The organism is Donghicola eburneus (genome assembly GCF_900115865.1).
Lineage (GTDB): Bacteria > Pseudomonadota > Alphaproteobacteria > Rhodobacterales > Rhodobacteraceae > Donghicola > Donghicola eburneus.
Genome location: NZ_FOXY01000009.1, coordinates 111,458 through 128,655 on the forward strand (window position 1 = coordinate 111,458; position 17,198 = coordinate 128,655).

Here is a 17,198-nt window from a genome sequence, read left to right on the forward strand (position 1 = left end):
TGACCGGTACAGCCTGTCCCATTTCGGAAACCAAATTAGCCGCCGCCTTTGCGCGCGCGCGTTTGCGAAGGTGTTTCGCCGAACCGCTCGCGGTATCGCCCCGCCAACGCGCCGAAATTGCTAAAGCCCCAAGCGCTCGCGATCGCAGTGACGGTTAGATGCGCTGGCTCCGTCTCCAGATCATACCGAAATCCCTCCAGCCGCCGTGCCGCCAGAAAAGCGCGCGGGGTGACCCCTCGAAACTTTTGAAAGCCGCCAGACAGGGTGCGCGCCGTGACGCCGACACGGCCTGCGACCTCGCCAATCGAGGGCGCCTCGCGCGCTTCGGCCTCCATGATCTCTTCGGCGCGGCGCACATAACCCGGCGCTGCGCAGCGCGCGCCAGTCTCGAGGGAGAGCCCCGCGGCCTCTGCCCAATGCCGCAGCAGTTCAACGCACAGGATCTCTTCGATGTGGCGAGCCATCGCGGTGTCGGCCGCTCCGTCGCCAGCCTGCGCTACAGTGCGCGCCGCGTAATCCAATAGCGATAACCAAGGTGAGTCGGGCCCGCCAAACTTGACCCGCCGCGTCCACAGCCCGTCGTCGGGGACAAAGCCGAACCAACGCTCTGCCATTTCCGCCATGCGCTGATGGGGGACTGTCAGGTTCAGCTGCATATGATCGGCATCCCCCTCGAGCCAGTAGTCCGTCCGTGAACAGTCCACCACAAAACTTTCGCCCGCGCCGGTGGCGACCGACCCACCATCGGTCTGATGATCAAGGGCTCCGCCAAGGGTATTGAGAACAAGGATATTTCCTGCCTCTGGGTCAAAACGATCCAGATGAATTCCCGTGCCATAAGAGAAACGCGTCATCGTCACGCGCCCCGCCTTGGCCGAGATCATGGTGGCATCGGGGCGCGACAGCCGCTGTAGCGGACGCACCCGATAGGGCATGTAAACCGATTGGCAGAAGGCCTCGACCTCGTCCCAATCCGCAGAGCGCGTGCTTGCGCCATGACGGATGAGCTGGCCTCGGGCATCCCGCACGAGGGCATTCTCCAACAAAATCCCGCTCCTCCTCGCGATTTCGATGATCACGCAAAGTAGCACACTTTTAAAGTGTTTCAGGAATGTTTGTTTGCTGGTCTCGAAGACCGGCGGGAAAGAGCCAGTGCTGCGCTCTTAGCCCGCTTCGCTCCTGATGACGTTGATCAAGGCATCGCCCCGCGCGAGCCTGTTGATGTTCTCGGCCACCGTGGCAGTGCGCCGTGCGATGGTGCCCGTGGTCCAGCCTGACATATGCGGCGTGATTGTAACGTTGGGCAGCTCGTGAAACGGATGATGCGACGGCTGCGGCGCGCCATCCTCGGCGGATGGGTAAATGTACCATGTATCAATCACACCATTCAGGCGCCCACCTTTCAAAGCGTCGAACAAGGCGTCCTCGTCAATGACAGGTCCGCGACCCACGTTCATAATCAAGGCGCCATCGGGCATCGCCGTCAGCACATCGGTCCCGATCATCCCCTCTGTCTGATCAGTCAAGGGCAGGGTGTTCAGCAGGACATCGACCTGAGCAGCCATATTCGGCAGCTCGTCCAGCCCGCAGGCTGTGATGCGTGGATCCTGAATCGCCGACCGATTGGCCACGAACACCCGCATCCCAAAGGCCAAGGCACGCTCTTTAACCGCTTTGCCAATATGACCGTGTCCGACGATGCCAATACTCTGCTGGCCCAATTCGGTACGCAAACCGTTCGGTCCTCCGGCCCAGTAATGCCAATCGCCCTTGCGCAAGCGCGCATCTGCATCGACCAGAGGCACATGGCGGGACAAGAGTACGGTCATCACATACTCTGCAATAGCATTCTCATGGCCAAAGGCGTTGCAGACCGCGCATCCCTCTGGCAGCGCGGCCATGTCCACCTTGTCGTATCCTGCAGCGGGCAACTGAAACAACCGCGCGTTCTGAACGCTATCGCCTGCGTAATGGACCCCGACGACAACGTCGGCTGTTGCCAGAGCCTGCGCCTCTTTCGCGCCATCGGCTGCATCCGAAATTACGGTGATCTCGTGAGGCATTTCCAGTTGTTCGGACAAGCCCGGTTCAAAGGTCGCGGCGTTGGCGCCGTAAAACACAATCCTCAATTTGCCCTCACAGAACCGAAATCATGCCGCCATCGGCATAGATGATCTGTCCCGACACGTAGTTTGACGCATTCGAGGCCAGATAGATGCAAGTACCTGCTAACTCTTCTGGCAAACCCCAGCGGCGCATCGGCGTGCGCCCTTTGACCCACGCATCGAAGTCGGGATTATTGATCAAAGCTTCGTTCATATCGGTAACCATATAGCCAGGCCCAATGGCGTTTGCCTGAATACCCGCTTCGCCCCATTCGGCGGCCATTGCCTTGGTCAGCATTTTGATGCCGCCTTTTGCGACCGTGTAAGGCGCGACGGTGGCGCGCGCCAATTCCGAGGTCAGAGAGCCGATATTGACGATCTTGCCATGGCCGCGTTTTGCCATTCTCTTGGCCGCCTCGCGCCCAACCACAAAGGCTGCGGTCAGATTGATGTCAATCACGCGCTGCCAATCGGCTGTCTCAAGCTCGAGCATCGGTTTGCGAAACTGGATGCCCGCATTATTCACTAGAATGTCGATTGCCACACCATCCGCATCGAACTGATCAAAAGCGGCCTTGATGGCCATCTCGTCCGCCACGTCAAAGGCCGCGGTCAACACGTCGTACCCTTGCCCTTGCATTTCTTTGGCAGCTTCCTCTAGCCGCTGGGGATTTACGCCATTGAGCACGACGCGCGCACCAGCTTGCGCCAGCCCTTCGGCAAAGGCGCGGCCCAAACCACGAGAAGAGCCTGTAATGAGGGCAGTTTTACCGGATAAATCAAAAAGAGGATGGGTCATGAGACCTCCGAAATTCGTGTTGTCAGGTCAGCGCGATCGAAGAAGTCAGGCACCAGTTCGGTCCCGAGACCTGGCCCTTCCATCGGGTAGACGTAGCCGTTCTCGATACGCGGCACTTCGGTCACCAGTTCTTTGTACCACCCGTTGTAGAACGCCCGCACAGATTCCTGGATCAGGGTGTTGGGCTGGCTAAAGCTCATGTGAATGGCTGCGGCAAACCCAACTGGTCCGATGCAGTCGTGTGGGGCAAATGGCCTGTGGTGCAGATCTGCCAAGGCGGCGATCTTGCGCCCCTCGGTTAGGCCGCCTGTCCAGCACAGATCCGCCATCACGACATGCGCCGCGTCGCGGTCCAGATAGTCCTTGTAGGCAAAGCGCGAGCCTAGCGTTTCAGACGCGCAGGTCCAGACGTCGGTCGATCGCGCGAATTCGGCCAAGGCCTGCGGGTTGTTCATGCGGATCGGATCTTCGTACCAGCGCGGATCGTAATCTTGCAGCACGCGGGCGATATCCATAGCCACGGGCAAATTCCAGAGGCAATGCATCTCGACCATGATCTCCATCCGATCGCCAACAGCCTTGCGGATCTGTTCGAATGGGGTCACGGCGGCCTTCATTTGCTCTGCCGTGATAAACATGCCCTTGTTCTCGATCGCGGGTGGATCAAAGGGCCAGATTTTCATGGCTGTGATACCCTGCGACAGCAAATCCTCGGCCAGCGCCCCGGCATCGGTCATAAAGGCATCCAGATCCTCGTACTGGCCTTCGCCGCGGTTCCATGTGTCCACCGGCTTGATCTTGTGTGTTCGAACGTAGCGTGTACCCGCACAGGTGTTGTAGACGCGGATTTTATCCCACGATTGCCCGCCGAGCATGACATGCACCGGCTGCCCCGCAACCTTGCCAAAGATGTCCCAAAGCGCGATGTCGATGGCAGACGCCGCCCGATATTCCACGCCAGTCGACGCCTGCGCATTGGGCAGGCTGATCATTTCCTTGTGCAGAGCTTCGATATTTAGCGGGTTTTGTCCCAGAAGACGCACAGCCAGTGTGTTGTGAATGTGCGCCTCGCATGCTTCCGCGCCGTAAAAGGTCTCTCCCAAGCCTGTGATGCCCGCATCGGTTTCTACGTGGACCCACAGCACGTTGGCAAATTCCTCTGCACGGTAGGTGCGGATAGCGGTAATTTTCACGACGATGTCCTCCCTGCGCGCTCGGCGGCCCGAGCGGCGATATTTCAAGGGCAGAGTAGGGGCCACCGCGCTAAGGCGACAATATTTTGTGACAATCTGTACTTGATTGTCAGACAATAACTGTCAATTTTCCAGAGAACACTCCATTTTGGCCCCCAGACCTAGAGTACGTTGCGCGATGCTGACCAAACACACGCCATGACAAAACCAATTTCTAGCCAGAGCGGGCTGGCGGAAATCGCCATGTCCGGTATCCGTGATCTAATTCGGTCCCAAGGATTGCGCCCAGGCGATATGCTGCCATCAGAGGCAGCCCTTGCCACCCATCTCGGTGTATCCCGCCCTGTCACGCGAGAGGCTTTGAGGGGCCTCGCCACATTGCGCATTCTAGACATCGGCGGTTCCCGCAAAGCACGCGTGGCCATGCCCGATGCCTCTGCCCTGAGCCTTGTGCTGGATCATGCAACGTACAGTCAGGGCCTAAGCATCCAGCAGATTCTGGATGTGCGCCGGACGATGGAAATGCGGACGGTCGCGTTGGCCGCCATGCGCCGCAGCGACGCCGAGGCCACGGAACTGCTCGACATCACCACGCAGATGTTCACCGCGCTTGAAGGGGGACATGCCGAATTGATGGAGTTGGACATCCGTTTTCATTCGCTGATTGCCAATGCCTCTGGAAACCACCTGTACGCCATGCTCGTAGACAGCTTTTGGGTGATCACGCGGCAAACATGGCCGATTGGCTGGCGCTCGCGGGCGAACCATCAGAACCGCCGCGACAACATCAAATGTCACGAACGCATTGCGACAGCGATCATGGCCCAAGACGCTCGCCGCGCCGAAGAAGCAATGTCCGAACACTTTGATAGCGCAGTCAGTGTCCTGCTCCGCGCCGGCATCACCTGACCCAAGGCGTTATCGCGTGGCCAAGGGTCTGAGCGCGTCGGGCATCTGTGCGCTGGCCTCATGTGGTCCGCTCATCAAGCGGCGGCGCCCCACATAAGATGTCGGGAACAGAATCCGCTCGACCCCGTCTTTGATATCCGGAAAGCGCGCGGTCAAAAGCTGCCGTATGTCCCGAATATCCTGATCCGACATTGTCTGGTCGCCGCTGAAATCGGGTCTCTGGCGACGGTAGTCTGTCGGGCTCCAGCCAAACCTCTCTTTGAACTTTTTATAAAAAACCGTGGGGTTTCCGAACTGTAAGCGCGCTGCGATATCCGTCACAGTCGCGTCTGTCCGCAATAGATCCTCTGCGGCTTTGTCCAATCGCAGGTTTAGAGCATAGGTTTTGTATCCCATGCCTAAGTGCTCCTTGAACTGGCGGGACAAGTAGCTGAGCGACAGGTTCTCGCGCTCTGCGATCGCGCCCAAAGTATCGACACCCGCAACCGGATCCAACTCGTTGAGAAGGCGCAAGATCCGAGCACGGCCCGCAGAACGGGCCGCATCTTCTGACGGGTCCTGATCTTTGAACGGGATATTTGCATAGATAAAAAGCGCGAGCATATCGGCGGCGATCGCTCTGGACATGGCGTCTTCGGGTTGGTCGGGCAGGCCGATGATCAAGCGGGCGATCAGCGCCTTCATCGGGGCAATCTTTTCGCTAAAGGATCGGCTGTGCAGAAAACTGCGGCACAAAAAGTGTCGTGTACTGAATTCGGGCAGGCCCGAGCGCTCGAAATGGTAGGGGTCCAGGTGCACGCCGCAGACGAGCGTGTCGCGGGTTTTCGAGACTGAATTGTGTGGGATGTTCGAGTTGATGATCATCACATCACCCGCGCTCATGTCACACGCCAAGCCTTCGACCATCAGGCGCAATTGACCCCGCAGCACATAGACAACTTCGAGTGCACGGTGCCAGTGATAGGGCACATCCGCCCACCCGTGCGTAAAAGTTCGGCAGTAGGGCCGTTCTGTTAGCCCGGCCTGTCCTGTCGGGAATTGCGTCTCATAGGCCGAGGTCCGGTGCTCATCGTCAGTCTTCAAAGGGGCTCTCCGCTTTTTGCGCGCAAAAGGTCAAAAACTGTCACAGATAAAGTGCAATTTTCACCGCTAGATGGGTCCAAGCGGCTGTGTCACCGTCAAGCGTAACGCTGCCATGTTATCGGCATCAATACAGATTCTTGGGCTTTTTAACGTCCGAAACAGCTTTGAAGGGCCATTTCATGGCATGGAACATCACCGATCAGGAAATTGACGCGCTGGTCTCGAAATTGTCTCTGAGCGCGAAAATTGACCTAGTCTCTGGCAACGGGCTTTGGCGGACATCGCCAAATTACACCCACAATATTCCCGAGATTTTGATGACGGATGGCACCTATGGCGTGCGCTACTCGGTCGAGCAAATTGATGGCCCACAGGACCGTGCCGAACAGCTCTCGGCTTTTCTGAGCGTCGTGAATGCGGATCTATCGCGCGGTGTCGAGGGGGCATTCGGCTCCTCGCGGCCGGCAACGTGTTTCCCGAATGGCTGCTGCTATGCATGTTCGTGGGACCCTGAACTGGCGTATGACTTGGGCACAGCGTTGGCCGCAGAATGTGCCCATTTTGGCGTGAACATCCTGCTCGGGCCCGGCATCAACATCCGCCGCACACCCTTGGGCGGGCGCAGCTACGAATACTTTTCCGAAGACCCCTTTCTAACGGGCGAAATCGCGACTGAACTGATCAAAGGCATGCAGGACAACGGCGTTGGCGCGTCTCTAAAGCACCTCGCCTGCAACAACTCGGAAATCCACCGAACCACCATGAGTTCCGAGGTCGAGGAACGCGCGCTACGCGAGATTTACCTGTCCGCCTTCGAACGGGCGATCCGCAAGGCTGAGCCATGGACTGTCATGAGTTCTTACAACCTGATCAACGGTGTTCAGGCGGCTGAAAATAAATGGTTGTTAACGGATGTGCTGCGCGACGAGTGGCGTTTCGACGGGGTCGTGATCTCTGACTGGCATGGGATCAAGGACCGCCCCGCATCGCTCTTGGCAGGGAATTGTCTGGACATGCCCGAAAGCGCCCCGCGCAAAGAAGACCTACGCCTCGCGGTCGAGGCGGGCGAGGTCCCCATGGATGATCTGGATGGGGCCTGCGTGCGCATGCTGCATTTGGTGCGCAAAGCACATGCATCTCATATCACGGAGCCCCAAACCAATTTCGAAGCTCACCATGAACTGTCCCGACGCATCGCCGCCGAAAGCATTGTCCTGCTGAAGAACGAAAACGATCTGCTGCCTCTTAACATGGACGCGATCGGATCTATCGCGATCGTCGGCGAAACAGCGCGCGCGCCTATCTATCAGGGCTCTGGCTGTGCCACGACCAGCCCAACGTTCGAGGACAATCCTGTGAACGAGATCGTTAAGCTGGCTACAAATGCCAACGTCACGACCTACGATATTGCTGATTTGCAAGGCGACAGCGCCGAGGACGTCCTGAACACCCTCAGCGCCGCAGACGTCGTCTTGTTCTTTGGCAACACAGAGGTAGGCGTCGATGGCGAAGGCGCGGATCGCGCCCATTTGAACCTTCTGGACGGCCAAGATGCGGCGATTTCGCAGATCGCTGCCCGCAACCCCAACCTTGCGGTCATTATCGCGACGCCGGATGCAGTCGTGATGCCTTGGATCGACGAGGTGGGTGCTGTGTTGATGCCATTCTATGGCGGCCAAGGGGTCGGCAATGCCATTGCGCAAGTTCTTTCAGGCGCTCAGAACCCTTGTGGCAAGCTGACAGTAACCTTCCCCGAAAAGCTAGAAGACGTGCCGGGTTTCCTGTCTTACCCCGGTGAAAATCACCGTCATGTCTACGCCGAAGGGCTGTTCGTCGGGTATCGCGGCTACGACATACGCAAGACCGAGACTTTGTTCCCGTTCGGGTTCGGGCTCAGCTACACGTCTTATAGCTATGCAAACGTGACCTGCGATACAGACCGCATTACCGAGGACAGCACCTTTACGATCAAGGTTGACGTAACCAACACCGGTTCGCGCGCGGGCAAAGAGATTGTTCAGGTTTACGTCCGCCCTCATACACCGCGCCTGAGCCGCCCCGTTCGCGAGCTCAAGGGTTTTGCCAAGGTCGCGTTAGAGCCAGGTGAGACCAAAGAAATCCAGATCACGATCGAGGCACGCGACCTACGCTATTACGATCCCGCCTTCGGGGAGTGGTTTCTGGATGTCGGCCCAATGTCGATCGAAGTTGGCGCGTCCTCCAGAGACATTCGCCAAATTCTCGACATCGTCGCAGAGGCGCGTCCCCTGCCTGCGACCCTGCTTGATATCAACAACGAAGCCTCGCAGATCGTCGAAAACCCTGAAATCCGGTCAGCTTTTGGCAACTTCCTGAAGAGTCGTTTGGACCTGACCGACGCAGAGACAGAGCAGATGCTGGACTACTGCGGCGGGTCGTTCCTCAACCTCTACGACACGGTGTCATGGGTTGCCGGCGAGAAAATCTCCAAGGCCGAAATGACCAGCTTTCTCGACCAAATAAACAGCGAGTTCGGAGCCGCGCGGATCCCCGCGTCGTAAATCCGAGCCATTCCTCCAACACCCTCCGGGAGACCCCTCATGACTGCAAAGACCATGCTATTGTCCTGCGTGTTCGCGGCCACCGCGACCCACAGCTTCGCGCAAGTCGCGGATGTGCAACAATACTGGACCAGTGCCAGTGAATCCAAGGCGATGAATGTGATCGCTGACGCCTTCAAGGCAAAGGGCGGCACATGGATCGACAGCCCTTCGGCGGACTACGACAGCACTATTGCCGCCGCGACCAGCCGCATCGTTGGGGGCGAGCCGCCCTCCGCCGTTCTGATGACCCCGAATGGCGCTATGCTGGACCTTGCCGAAGGCGGCATCCTGCGATCCCTGAATGATTTACGCGACGCCGAAGGATGGCAAGCCTCCTTGGCCCCGCTCATTTATGAGCGCGTGACCGTCGACGACGAGATGGTCGCACTCCCCTTAGGCGTCCACGCGGACAACTGGATTTGGTACAACACTGCGATCTTCGATGAGGTCGGGATCGAAGAACCCACGACGATAGACGAACTCTTCGCCGCCGCAGACGCGATCCAAGGCGCGGGTTACACCGCCTTTGCCGTTGGGGGCGAACCTTGGCAGGAACTGTACATCCTGACCGACATGATCCTGTCTCTCGGTGGCCCCGCATACTGGAACGAAATCATGGTCGAACGCGACGATGCAGCACTTCAGGACCCGCTGCTGGTTACAGCGTTCGAATACTTCCGCAAGGTATCCGACTACGTGGATGCGGGCAGCACTGGCCGCTCCTGGAACCAGACCACCAACATGGTCATCACCCAAGAGGCAGCCATGCAGTTTATGGGCGATTGGGCCAAAGGTGAATTTCTGGCCGCCGGGCAAACCCCGGGCAAAGAGTTCGGATGCTTCCTGATGCCCTCGGATAAGCCCGCCTACGCAGCAGTCACCGATGTGTTTGTTTTCCCCGAGATCGACGATGACGAACAGATCGCTGGTCAGGATCTTTTGGCGCGCACCGTCATGGACCCCGAGATCGAGGTTCAGGTGGCTGCCGTCAAAGGCTCTGTTCCTGCGCGCACTGATGTTGACCTTTCGGGGTTGGACATCTGCGCAACCCGCGGCGCGCAAGCCTTGGCCACGCCCGGCGTCGCGGTTGCCTCGACTTACGACGCTTTGCCGGGTGATCTGAACGGCCAGCTGATCGATATGGCGACCCAGTTTTGGACCGATCCCGACATGACCGCCGAAGAAGGCGCCGCCGCCCTGCGTGACGTTCTGGCAGACTAATCCCAAGACGCGGGCGGCGCCCCCAAGCCGCCCGCACCCTGATTGTCATGACGCCCCAGGAGGAGCTATGGCACGTTGGTTTCAAAGGCAGATGTTCCGACCCACCTTTACGGTTGTCGCGTTCTTTGCCGTAATTGCGATCTTTTTCTACGGGTCAATCGGTTGGACATTTCTAATGTCCCTGACGAAATCCAGCTTGATGCCACGCTATGATTTCGTTGGCTTTGAAAAGTATGCAGACCTGATGGACAACAAGCGTTGGATCGTGTCCTGCATCAACATGGTTGTCTTCGGCGCGCTGTTTATCGTTGGATCACTCATCCTCGGGTCGATCTTGGCCATTTTTATTGATCGCGGCATCCGCTTCGAGGGCGTCTTTCGCACAATATTCCTTTATCCATTGGCGATTTCTCTGATTGTCACGGGTCTGGGGTGGCGCTGGCTGCTCGATCCAACCCTTGGGATACAGGCCATGGTCCGCGACATGGGGTGGGAAAATTTCGCCTTTGACTGGATCACTGAACCGGACCGCGCGATCTATACTTTGGTGATCGCCAGTGTCTGGCGTTCAGCAGGTCTCGTGATGATTATCGTTCTGGCGGGTCTGCGCAGCGTTGACGGCGACCTGTGGAAAGCCATCCGAATGGAGAAAATCCCTCAGTGGCGCGCCTATGTCCAAGTTATCTTTCCGGGCATGCGCCCCGTGTTCGCGTCCTGCATCGTGCTGCTTATGTCCGAAGTCATTCGCGGGTATGACCTGATCGTCGCAATGACCAACGGCGGACCCGGTATTTCGACGGAAATGCCCGCCAAGTTCGCGGTCGACTTCTTCTTCTCGCGTATGAACCTGTCGCTGGCCTCGGCCGCATCTATCCTGATGCTGCTTTTGTCGCTGCTGATGCTCGCGCCCTATCTCTATAGTGAATTCCGGAGGCGCGATTGATGTCTTCACCTGCAAATGCCGCCGCAATGCCGCGGGTTGCCGTCGTCGGCATGTACGCCTTCCTGATCGTCTCTGCCCTGTTCTTTTTAGCTCCGTTTTTGGTCATCCTGATCAACTCGGTTAAGCCCATGGCAGATATCCGTAGCGGGAACCTGCTAACCCTGCCCAGTGAGATCACCTTTGAGCCATGGCGCATCGCGTGGAGCAGCGCCTGCACTGGACTTGATTGTTCTGGCATCAAGCCAGGCCTTTGGAATTCAATCCTCATCACGGTGCCCGCCGTCGTCATCTCGGTGCTCACCGGGGCACTGAACGGGTATGCGCTGGCCCAATGGCGCTCGCGCTTTGCGGATTGGCTGATGCTGTTTATCCTGATTGGCCTTTTCGTGCCGTATCAGGCGATGCTCTATCCCACGGTCAAAATCTTGTCGGGCATGGGCATCTTCCGCAGCTATACCGGCATTATCTTTGTGCATGTGGTTTACGGGCTGCCCTACACGACACTCCTGTTTCGGAATTTCTACGTTGGTGTCCCCGACGAAATCAGTCGCGCAGCGCGTATGGAAGGGGCCAGCTTCTTGCGCACCTTCTGGTCCGTGATCCTGCCCATTTCGACCAACATCATCGTTGTCGTAGCGATCCTGCAGTTCACGGGCATCTGGAACGACTACCTTCTGGGTCTGATCTTTGCTGGCAACGACAACCTGCCGATGACGGTCCAGCTGACCAATATCGTGAACAATTCCCGCGGCGCCGCAGAGCCTAACGTCAACATGGCCGCCGCGCTGCTGGCCGCCATACCCACTCTGATCGTTTACTTCGTGTCCGGTCGTTATTTCGTCCGGGGCATCGCTACCGGCGCCGTCAAAGGATGAAGACATGTACAATATCTCTCTGAACAAAATCAGAAAAACCTACGGCGACCTGACCATCCTGCACTCGGTCGAGATGGAGATCACCGAGGGCGAGTTTGTCGTGATCCTTGGCTCATCGGGCTGCGGAAAGTCCACTTTGCTGAACATCGTGGCGGGGCTCGACACCTGCGACAGCGGACAAATTCTGATCGGCGACAAGGACGTCACAGATTTGGAGCCAAGCGACCGAGATCTTTCCATGGTCTTTCAAAGCTATGCGCTTTTCCCTTCGATGACCGTGCGCCGCAACCTGTCCTTCGGAATGGAGGTCGCCCGCGTTCCCAAAGCAGAACGCGAGGCCAAGGTGGCCAAGGTCGCGCAACTTTTGCAGATTGACGCTCTGCTGGATCGCAAACCCTCGCAACTGTCAGGCGGTCAGCGCCAGCGGGTCGCGATTGGCCGTGCACTCGTCCGGTCGACCGGGGTGTGCCTGTTTGACGAGCCGCTCTCGAACTTGGACGCCAAACTTCGAACCGAAACGCGGGTAGAACTGAAGAAGCTGCACAATGACCTAGGCTTCACCATGCTCTACGTGACCCACGATCAGGTCGAAGCGATGACGATGGCCGATCGTGTTGCCGTGATGAACAAGGGACGGGTCGAACAATTCGCGCCGCCCCAAGAGATTTATGAAAAGCCCGCCAATCTGTTTGTCGCCAGTTTTGTCGGCTCGCCTGAAATCAACCAGATCGCAGGGCACCTGTCTGGCAATGGGTCCTTAGACATCGGAAAAACACATATCGATCTGTCAGGCTACGCCTTTGAAAATGGCACACGGCCCGCGCAGGACGCCATCCTTGCCGTGCGCTGCGAGGATATCAAGATCGTCCCACCTGCCGCAGGCCACATCACCGCGCAACTCGACTTCGTTGAACTCCTTGGCGCAGATGCCTTGGCTTGGGTGCTGTATCACGGCAAGCGGCTGAGCGTCCGAATGGGAGTGGATCAGGCCCGCGCTCTTGAGTCCGAAGTCGGCCTACAATTTGACCTGACCAAAGCCTCTGTTTTCTGCACCAAGGACGGTCACCGCTTGTGAGCATTGCGAAGTAGGGCGGAAAATCAAAATTCTCTTAAGAATAGTTGGTGGTTTCGCCCGTTCATAGGCAAAGCTTGTTATTTGCGAGCAAGAGAAGCACCCTCGGCAATGATGAAGAGCGGGGGAATGAGATATGCTGGGACAGGCAAAGCAGCGCGCGCAAACATTTTGCGACGACTTCGGTCTGGATCTGCCAATCCTGATGGCGCCAATGGCAGGCGCTTGCCCGCCCGCATTAGCCGCAGCTGTTATGAAAGCGGGCGGAATGGGCGCTTGCGGCGCTCTGCTGATGGCGCCTGACGCTATTGCCCAATGGGCGGCGGATGTCCGAACCACGCAGGCAGGCCCATTCCAGTTGAACCTGTGGGTTCCGGACCCAAAACCGGCCAGAGACCGCGCGCACGAAACGCGCGTGGCGGATTTTTTAGCCCAGTGGGGGCCTCGACCAACAGAGATATCAGCGGGTCTTCCTGTCTCTTTCGCTGATCAATGCGACGCCTTGATTGAGGCGCGCCCCGCTGTGGTCTCCTCGATCATGGGTATTTTCCCGCCGGAAGTGTTCGCGCAACTCAAGGCGCAGGGCATTCGATGGTTCGCGACAGCCACGAGTGTCGCAGAAGCGTTGGCGGCGGAAGAGGCCGGCGCAGACGCGATTGTCGCCCAAGGCAGCGAGGCCGGCGGACACCGCGGGGCTTTTGACGCGCAGAATGCGGCCGCGCAAACGATTGGGCTTGTCTCTTTGGTACCTGCGATTTGTGATGCGGTGAAGGTTCCAGTGATTGCAACTGGCGGTATCGCGGACGCACGCGGTGCGCTCGCAGCACTGGTGCTCGGGGCGTCGGCTGTCCAGATCGGAACCGCCTTACTCCGGACGCCAGAGGCCGCCATTCCAGCGGCTTGGGCCGATGCCATCGGACGCGCTCGCCCCGAGGATACGGCCGTCACCCGCGCATTTTCTGGACGCCTCGGGCGGTCCTTGCGCACAGACTACGTGACCGCAGCCGAAGCGGCCGATGCGCCCGAACCATTGCCATATCCACTACAACGATCCGCAACGGGACCTATGCGCGCGGCTGGAACACAGGACAACGATATTGCCAGATTACAGGCTTGGGCCGGCCAAAGCGCCGCTCTCGCACAGGCCGCACCAGCAGAGGATGTCGTCAGAAACCTGTGGGCCGAAGTCAAAGCGGCCCTTGGGTAACGCTGCGCTATTCGGCGCGTTTCCAGGTCTGGGGTGTCAAATAAACCACGCTCTCATCGACGCTGACCATCAGATCGCCATCTTGAATATTCACCTGCAGCTTCATTGCGCGGCTGGCCAGCCCCGCCAGCGCCGCCGTGTCTTCTTCGGTCAGATTTACGACCTCTAGGCTCGCAAAACGGGCGGTGCTGTTCTTGACCTTGTCCCACCAAATCTCAGCCGGTTTGCCGCCATAGGCGTAGATATAGACTTTGCCCGCCTTGGCACAGGATTGCCGGATGACCTTCTCGCTTGGCAACCCGAGAGCGACCCACACATCTAATTCGCCACTCAAGCTTTTCTGCCAGATATCAGGCTCGTCGTCCGAGGATAGGCCTTTGGTCATCTCCAGATGCTCGTGGGCATTCAGCGCAAAGGCGACAAGCCGCACCATCAACCGCTCATCGGTTTCTGACGGATGCTTGGCCACGGTCAGCTTGTGGGTCTCGTAATAGTGGCGATCCATGTCCGACACGGAAAGTTCGACTTTATAAATGGTAGCATTCTGCGCCATGGACTGTCCCAACCTTGCAAAGATCGCGCTGCCTACCCCGTCCGGCAGGATTTGGAAAGCATTGACCGGACGCGAGCACGGGACATTCTCGGCTCTCGCAATACGCGCGCCTGCTGACACCCCACATAAACATCGCCCGACACTTGCGTTCTATGGGTGTTTCGCGGGATACGGGCCCATACCTCCAAGCCTCTTAGACAAGGTCGATCGTCAGAATGTCCCAAACCGACCATCTCGTCACCGATTGCTCGAAATGCGCGGCGCTGTGCTGCATCATGCTGGCCTTTGACAAGGGCGATGACTTTGCCTTTGACAAGAACCCGGGCGAACCCTGTCGCAACCTGTCGGGGCATTTATGCTCGATCCACGACACCCTGCGCCAAGATGGCTTCCGGGGTTGCGTGGCGTACGACTGTTTGGGCGCAGGCAACCGTGTGGTCCAAGAAGTATTCGGCGGCAAGACTTGGCAAACCGAGCCACGGCTCATTCGCGTGATGATGGAGGCATTCCATGGAATGCGCGAGGTGCACAAGCGCATCGACATCCTGCGCGCAGCGGAAACCCTGCCGCTAGACAAAAATGACGAGCAAATCCGATTGGGCTACCTTGCCCGGCTCGAGGAAACGCGATGGAGTGGGTCTGAACTGAACGAGTTCGAAATGACGCTGGCACTCGAGATAGACATCTTCTTTCACAGCATCCGCAAATATATGCCGCCATCCTTTGCGGCCGAGATTGAAAGTTAAAAAACGCATCCAAAACTCGAACTGCACCGACGCGCTGTCGGCTTAGGTAGAGTCAAGACGCCATATGATCAGAGAAGTATGCCCATGACACGCGACGAAATCATCAAGGCATACGAAGGCTACCTCGCCTGTTTGAATGCCCAAGACTGGACTAACCTGCATCGCTATGTGGCTGATCAGGTGACCTATAATGGCCATCTGGTCGGCCTAGACGGCTACAACACCATGCTGGTAGGCGATTTCGAAGCGATCCCTGACCTCTCGTTCAATCTCACGCGTTTTTCCTGTGATCCACCCCTGATCGCGTGCAGCCTCGCGTTCGACTGCACGCCTGTCGGGCAGCTGTTTGGCATGCCCGTCAATGGCAAACGGGTACGGTTCACCGAGAACGTCTTTTACGAGTTCTCGGACGGCAAGGTTGTGAACGTCTGGTCTGTGATCGACAAAGCTGCCATCGCAATTCAGATCTGATCGAACAGGGCACCCGGGTTCAAAATTCCCTGCGGATCCATCTGCGCCTTTAGCCCGCGCATCAGAGCCAACTCTTGGGGTGAGCGGCTGTGATCCATCCAGCGGGCTTTGATGCGGCCAATGCCATGTTCTGCCGTGACAGCGCCGTCCCAATCACGCAGCAACCCATAGATGGCAGCCTCGATACTCTCTTCCGCGGCGTGTGAACCGTCATGGGCCACCAACAGGTGCACGTTTCCGTCCCCGACGTGGCCGACCTTAATCACCCCAAGGGCTTCGGGCATATCCGCCAACAGGATATCCGCCGCATCACAAAACCCACCAAGCGCAGACGGCGACACACCGATATCAAAGTTGATGTGATGGCCGAAGTCATCGTCAACCTCGCCTACCGCCTCGCGCACTTGCCAGAGCGCACGCATTTCGCTGATGGATTTTGCCAAAACGCCATCTTGGGCCAAGTCAGCTTCGAACAGGTCAGCGAAGAACGCTTCCAACTCCGCTTCGCTCTCTGGGCCCTCGGCCTCTACCTCAATCAGCAGGTAGAACCCGTACCGTCCATCAAGCGGCGAGGTAGCGAGGTTGGTTTTGTGGCAAACAAAATCCCAGTAATCAGGCCACATCCCTTCGAAGGCGGTGATGCGCGACCCGAAGCGCTGGCGCGCAGCGGTCAGACATTTCAACGCGGCCGCATGATCGGGCAGGGCGAACAGGGCAAGCGCACTTTGCGGGACATGCCGGCGCAGTTGCAGAACTGCACGGGTGACGATCCCCAACGTCCCCTCGGACCCGATAAACATGTGCTTCAGGTCAAAACCGGAATTGTCTTTGACCGTTTTGCTCAGGCGCGAGACCACCGCACCGTCAGCGAGAACGGCTTCTAGACCCAAAACGTTCGCACGCGTCATGCCATGCTGCAGAACGCGGATACCGCCCGCGTTGGTGGCGATCGTTCCGCCAATCGTGGCCGAGCCGCGTGCGCCAATGTCCACCGGGTAATCCAGTCCAGCTTCGCGCGCGGCCTCTTGCACGGTTTCTAGCGGGGTGCCCGCCCAAGCGGTTAGGGTCATCGCGTCCCGATCCAACTCGATAATTCCCGTCATTCGCTCGGTCGACAGAACGACGGTGCCTTGCGGACTGCAGGCCCCGCCGGACAATCCCGTCCGTCCCCCCTGAGGAACGACGCCGATCCGATACCGGCTGCAGATCGCCATCGCCTCGGAGACGTCATGAACCAATGCCGGGCGTATAACAGCGAGCGGCGGCGTGCCGTGCAGGCCGGATTGGTCCGACGCATAGCGCGCGCAATCCTCTGGTGAAGTCAGAATTCCTGCAGGACCAAAGACTTGAGCCAGCGCCTCGATCACGTCAGGCTGCGCCGTATCCTGTTGGCTTACCTGTTGAATATCGGTTTGGTCCATCTATGATGCGCTCCTTGA

The 17,198-nt window shown here is 58.2% G+C and carries 16 protein-coding genes; 9 read left to right on the forward strand and 7 right to left on the reverse strand.

Going from position 1 to position 17,198, the window contains the following annotated elements; all coding sequences use genetic code 11:
* Positions 1-35: 35 nt before the first annotated feature.
* The 4 genes from BM225_RS15780 to BM225_RS15795 all read right to left on the reverse strand — a co-directional run bounded on the left by BM225_RS15780 (position 36) and on the right by BM225_RS15795 (position 4,097).
* Complete coding sequence (locus BM225_RS15780; protein WP_092464910.1) at positions 36-1,046, reverse strand: AraC family transcriptional regulator; 1,011 nt, start codon at positions 1,044-1,046, stop codon at positions 36-38.
* A 117-nt stretch (positions 1,047-1,163) separates the two neighbouring features.
* Positions 1,164-2,120, reverse strand: a complete 957-nt coding sequence (locus tag BM225_RS15785; protein WP_245780523.1) for a 2-hydroxyacid dehydrogenase — start codon at positions 2,118-2,120, stop codon at positions 1,164-1,166.
* 16 nt (positions 2,121-2,136) lie between these two features.
* Positions 2,137-2,904, reverse strand: a complete 768-nt coding sequence (locus tag BM225_RS15790; protein ID WP_092464911.1) for an SDR family oxidoreductase — start codon at positions 2,902-2,904, stop codon at positions 2,137-2,139.
* Positions 2,901-4,097, reverse strand: a complete 1,197-nt coding sequence (locus BM225_RS15795) for a mandelate racemase/muconate lactonizing enzyme family protein (RefSeq protein ID WP_092464912.1) — start codon at positions 4,095-4,097, stop codon at positions 2,901-2,903. The genes BM225_RS15790 and BM225_RS15795 overlap by 4 nt, the downstream gene beginning before the upstream one ends.
* A gap of 198 nt (positions 4,098-4,295) precedes the next feature.
* On the opposite strand from BM225_RS15795, the gene BM225_RS15800 reads away from it, so the two are divergent.
* Positions 4,296-5,006, forward strand: a complete 711-nt coding sequence (locus BM225_RS15800) for a FadR/GntR family transcriptional regulator (protein WP_218157063.1) — start codon at positions 4,296-4,298, stop codon at positions 5,004-5,006.
* A 9-nt stretch (positions 5,007-5,015) separates the two neighbouring features.
* On the opposite strand, the gene BM225_RS15805 is transcribed toward BM225_RS15800, so the two are convergent.
* The gene (locus tag BM225_RS15805; protein WP_092464914.1) at positions 5,016-6,089 is read right to left on the reverse strand and encodes an AraC family transcriptional regulator; all 1,074 of its coding nucleotides are present in this window, start codon (positions 6,087-6,089) and stop codon (positions 5,016-5,018) included.
* 179 nt (positions 6,090-6,268) lie between these two features.
* Between BM225_RS15805 and BM225_RS15810 the strand changes: the two genes are divergently transcribed.
* The 6 genes from BM225_RS15810 to BM225_RS15835 all read left to right on the forward strand — a co-directional run bounded on the left by BM225_RS15810 (position 6,269) and on the right by BM225_RS15835 (position 13,989).
* Positions 6,269-8,629 (forward strand): beta-glucosidase, encoded by a 2,361-nt coding sequence (locus BM225_RS15810; RefSeq protein WP_092464915.1) that lies wholly within the window; start codon positions 6,269-6,271, stop codon positions 8,627-8,629.
* A 39-nt stretch (positions 8,630-8,668) separates the two neighbouring features.
* Entirely contained in the window at positions 8,669-9,892 is a 1,224-nt protein-coding gene (locus BM225_RS15815; RefSeq protein ID WP_092464916.1) for an ABC transporter substrate-binding protein, read from the forward strand.
* A 67-nt stretch (positions 9,893-9,959) separates the two neighbouring features.
* Positions 9,960-10,835, forward strand: a complete 876-nt coding sequence (locus tag BM225_RS15820) for a carbohydrate ABC transporter permease (RefSeq protein WP_218157064.1) — start codon at positions 9,960-9,962, stop codon at positions 10,833-10,835.
* The gene (locus tag BM225_RS15825) at positions 10,835-11,710 is read left to right on the forward strand and encodes a carbohydrate ABC transporter permease (protein ID WP_092464918.1); all 876 of its coding nucleotides are present in this window, start codon (positions 10,835-10,837) and stop codon (positions 11,708-11,710) included. The genes BM225_RS15820 and BM225_RS15825 overlap by 1 nt, the downstream gene beginning before the upstream one ends.
* Before the next feature lie 4 nt (positions 11,711-11,714).
* On the forward strand, positions 11,715-12,785 hold the full coding sequence (locus BM225_RS15830) for an ABC transporter ATP-binding protein (protein WP_092464919.1): 1,071 nt from the start codon (positions 11,715-11,717) through the stop codon (positions 12,783-12,785).
* 133 nt (positions 12,786-12,918) lie between these two features.
* Entirely contained in the window at positions 12,919-13,989 is a 1,071-nt protein-coding gene (locus tag BM225_RS15835) for an NAD(P)H-dependent flavin oxidoreductase (RefSeq protein WP_092464920.1), read from the forward strand.
* A gap of 7 nt (positions 13,990-13,996) precedes the next feature.
* Here the strand turns inward: BM225_RS15835 and BM225_RS15840 are convergent, their stop codons facing one another.
* On the reverse strand, positions 13,997-14,542 hold the full coding sequence (locus BM225_RS15840) for a YaeQ family protein (protein ID WP_092464921.1): 546 nt from the start codon (positions 14,540-14,542) through the stop codon (positions 13,997-13,999).
* A 215-nt stretch (positions 14,543-14,757) separates the two neighbouring features.
* Between BM225_RS15840 and BM225_RS15845 the strand changes: the two genes are divergently transcribed.
* On the forward strand, positions 14,758-15,288 hold the full coding sequence (locus tag BM225_RS15845) for a hypothetical protein (RefSeq protein WP_092464922.1): 531 nt from the start codon (positions 14,758-14,760) through the stop codon (positions 15,286-15,288).
* Between the two features lie 84 nt (positions 15,289-15,372).
* Positions 15,373-15,759 (forward strand): ester cyclase, encoded by a 387-nt coding sequence (locus BM225_RS15850; RefSeq protein WP_092464923.1) that lies wholly within the window; start codon positions 15,373-15,375, stop codon positions 15,757-15,759.
* Here BM225_RS15850 and BM225_RS15855 read toward each other — a convergent pair.
* The gene (locus BM225_RS15855; RefSeq protein WP_092464924.1) at positions 15,750-17,180 is read right to left on the reverse strand and encodes an FAD-binding oxidoreductase; all 1,431 of its coding nucleotides are present in this window, start codon (positions 17,178-17,180) and stop codon (positions 15,750-15,752) included. The two genes, BM225_RS15850 and BM225_RS15855, sit on opposite strands and share 10 nt — an antisense overlap.
* Positions 17,181-17,198 lie beyond the last annotated feature (18 nt).

Coding starts and splice junctions, on each gene's coding strand:
- BM225_RS15790 (WP_092464911.1), bottom strand. CDS start 2,904: ATGACCCATCCTCTTTTTGATTTATCCGGTAAAACTGCCCTCATTACA.
- BM225_RS15800 (WP_218157063.1), top strand. CDS start 4,296: ATGACAAAACCAATTTCTAGCCAGAGCGGGCTGGCGGAAATCGCCATG.
- BM225_RS15810 (WP_092464915.1), top strand. CDS start 6,269: ATGGCATGGAACATCACCGATCAGGAAATTGACGCGCTGGTCTCGAAA.
- BM225_RS15815 (WP_092464916.1), top strand. CDS start 8,669: ATGACTGCAAAGACCATGCTATTGTCCTGCGTGTTCGCGGCCACCGCG.
- BM225_RS15820 (WP_218157064.1), top strand. CDS start 9,960: ATGGCACGTTGGTTTCAAAGGCAGATGTTCCGACCCACCTTTACGGTT.
- BM225_RS15825 (WP_092464918.1), top strand. CDS start 10,835: ATGTCTTCACCTGCAAATGCCGCCGCAATGCCGCGGGTTGCCGTCGTC.
- BM225_RS15830 (WP_092464919.1), top strand. CDS start 11,715: ATGTACAATATCTCTCTGAACAAAATCAGAAAAACCTACGGCGACCTG.
- BM225_RS15835 (WP_092464920.1), top strand. CDS start 12,919: ATGCTGGGACAGGCAAAGCAGCGCGCGCAAACATTTTGCGACGACTTC.
- BM225_RS15840 (WP_092464921.1), bottom strand. CDS start 14,542: ATGGCGCAGAATGCTACCATTTATAAAGTCGAACTTTCCGTGTCGGAC.
- BM225_RS15845 (WP_092464922.1), top strand. CDS start 14,758: ATGTCCCAAACCGACCATCTCGTCACCGATTGCTCGAAATGCGCGGCG.
- BM225_RS15850 (WP_092464923.1), top strand. CDS start 15,373: ATGACACGCGACGAAATCATCAAGGCATACGAAGGCTACCTCGCCTGT.
- BM225_RS15855 (WP_092464924.1), bottom strand. CDS start 17,180: ATGGACCAAACCGATATTCAACAGGTAAGCCAACAGGATACGGCGCAG.